General features: G+C 50.2%; 2 protein-coding genes and 2 pseudogenes. 1 reads left to right on the top strand and 3 read right to left on the bottom strand.

The window, feature by feature from the left end:
* Positions 1–290: 290 nt before the first annotated feature.
* Positions 291–983, bottom strand: a complete 693-nt coding sequence (locus PX482_RS20450) for a cadmium resistance transporter (protein WP_002763660.1) — start codon at positions 981–983, stop codon at positions 291–293.
* Between PX482_RS20450 and PX482_RS20445 the strand changes: the two genes are divergently transcribed.
* Positions 867–1,190: a hypothetical protein gene (locus tag PX482_RS20445; RefSeq protein WP_288122943.1), complete on the top strand. Its 324-nt coding sequence runs from the start codon at positions 867–869 to the stop codon at positions 1,188–1,190. The two genes, PX482_RS20450 and PX482_RS20445, sit on opposite strands and share 117 nt — an antisense overlap.
* Here PX482_RS20445 and cax read toward each other — a convergent pair.
* A pseudogene (gene cax / locus PX482_RS20440) lies at positions 1,150–1,908 on the bottom strand (calcium/proton exchanger); the annotation flags it as partial. The gene PX482_RS20445 and the pseudogene cax overlap by 41 nt on opposite strands.
* A pseudogene (locus PX482_RS20435) lies at positions 1,905–2,089 on the bottom strand (RNA-guided endonuclease InsQ/TnpB family protein); the annotation flags it as partial. The pseudogenes cax and PX482_RS20435, both read right to left, overlap by 4 nt.

Here is a 2,089-nt window from a genome sequence, read left to right as displayed (position 1 = left end):
TTAGATGTGTAATTAGGGTCTGCTGAAAAAGTTTTTCCTGGGGGTAGGAGTCAGTAGCCGGTCGTCAGGAGTCGGTCGTTTCGGGCTTTGTTGCCCTTGTTTTTTGTACCAAGCGATGTACTACAAGAAGGATAATGCCAGGTTTTTGAACGTCCCAATCCTATTTTCTTGCACTAACATCGGATTTTAACAGGTCAAAAGCCTTATTTTAAAAGGGTTTTACCATTATTCAGCAAGCCCTAATTACCCTCTTGGGATGTGATGATTCTGCCTTGAAAATAAATGGTACTTTATTTTTTTGCCAGTTCCTTACTGCGACCGACGATCGCCCAGAGATAGCTAATTGCTAAGGCCAAAAACGCGAGGGAAATACTTTCTTTGACGATAAAAATACCCAGACCGATCAGCACACAGGGAACGAAGGTACTTCCCTGACTGGTTAGAATAGTGGCGATGGTCGGCACGCTGGTCAACCCGTAGGCGAACGCACACCAAACCCCCACCAGAATCAAAAACACGCTGACGATAACGATCAGACTTGTTACGCTACTACTGGCGAAAAGGGGAACGTAAATGCCGATATTATCGCTGCCGTTGGCGACGGTCAACGCAGCCACGCTATAGGTGCGCGGGTCAAACCAACGACCGAAGGGGGAATGTTTCGCACCCTCTAGGTTGACTTCGACATTCTCCGGCTCTTCCTCCTTCTCCTCTTCTTTGAGAAGGGAAAAGATGCCGAGAATCACAGGAACGAGGCCTAGATAGCGAATCCATTGAGTAGGGATGAGAAAACACCCGAAAAACCCCGCTAAACTGGCAATAACAAGCAGACTAAAGCCGATATACTGACCGATCACGATATCGCGATGACGGAAGAGTTTTCCCGTTTGGCTGAAGAGAATCGTCAGGATCAATATATCGTCGAGGTTGGTGGCGACGAATGCCGCTACACCAGTGGATATCGCGATCACAATCTCGATCATGGTTTTTTCCTTAAGATGGCCGTCGGGTTCGTCCGTTCTTTATACCTTCACCGTGACAGGGGAAACCGAAATATTCGGCGTTCGGCTTTTCCTTCAAAGGTTCTGGAACGGGAGAATTTTACTACCTATCCCGATCGAGAAACTGTATTTCGCACGACCGATCGCTCTATCCCGGTGCGGAATGGAAAAAGAAAGCGAGAGCGATGACCGTGTAGGTCGCCACCAGTAATATGCCCTCTAACCAGTTCGAGCGACCGTCGTTACTGATCGAGTTGGCCAGCCAGACGGCGACGGCGACGGCGACCAATTCAAAGATGTCGAAATCGAGAGCCATCGGCTGACCGATGAAATAACCCGCGATTACGAGAACCGGTGCGACAAAAAGTGCGATTTGTAGACTCGAACCGACGGTGACAGAAACCGCCAGATCCATTTTGTCTTTTAAGGCGACCCTAACCGCAGTGGCGTGTTCGGCCGCGTTGCCGATAATTGGCAGCAGGATCACCCCCGTGAAAAGGGTCGTTAATCCTAATTTATGCGTGGCTTCCTCTAGGGTATTAACTAACAATTCCGATTCGACCGCCACCCCGAGCGTCACGAGCAGTAATATCCCCACCCACAGCCAGAGATTCGGCTTTTTTACCCCTACGGCTTCCCCCGACTCTTGATCGAGATCGGCAACCCCCACCTCGTAAAGATAGGTGTGGGTCTTCATCGAAAACAGCAGACTCAGGCAATACACAAAAATTAATACCGCCGCCACCGCTACCGAGAGACGCTGTAGGGCAATCTCCTGGATTGCGGCGGAGGTGTATTGAAAGGTTGTGGGTAGGAGGATCGCTGCGACGGCGAGATTCATCGACGAGGAATTTAAACGGGCGGTCACGGGCTGGAATTTCTGTTCTTTTTGACTCTCCCCCGCTAACCGCTCGCGCGGTGTAGCGGGGGATTCTCGGTTCTTAGGCTTTTAACTAGATCGACCTGGTTTAACCGGTCGATCCCCGTCAAATCGCCTCCGCGAGCGTTTTCTAACACGGTCAGTCCGACCGCATTTTTTCCTCGGTTCTCAATTACCTTCGCTGATGCCGTATCTCTCGGTTCAATGT

Source organism: Microcystis sp. M53602_WE12, assembly GCF_030065455.1.
GTDB lineage: Bacteria > Cyanobacteriota > Cyanobacteriia > Cyanobacteriales > Microcystaceae > Microcystis > Microcystis aeruginosa.
The sequence above is the reverse complement of the archived record's forward strand: the minus strand, read 5'-3'. Positions and strand labels throughout refer to the sequence as shown.

Coding starts and splice junctions, on each gene's coding strand:
- PX482_RS20445 (WP_288122943.1), top strand. CDS start 867: ATGACGGAAGAGTTTTCCCGTTTGGCTGAAGAGAATCGTCAGGATCAA.
- PX482_RS20450 (WP_002763660.1), bottom strand. CDS start 983: ATGATCGAGATTGTGATCGCGATATCCACTGGTGTAGCGGCATTCGTC.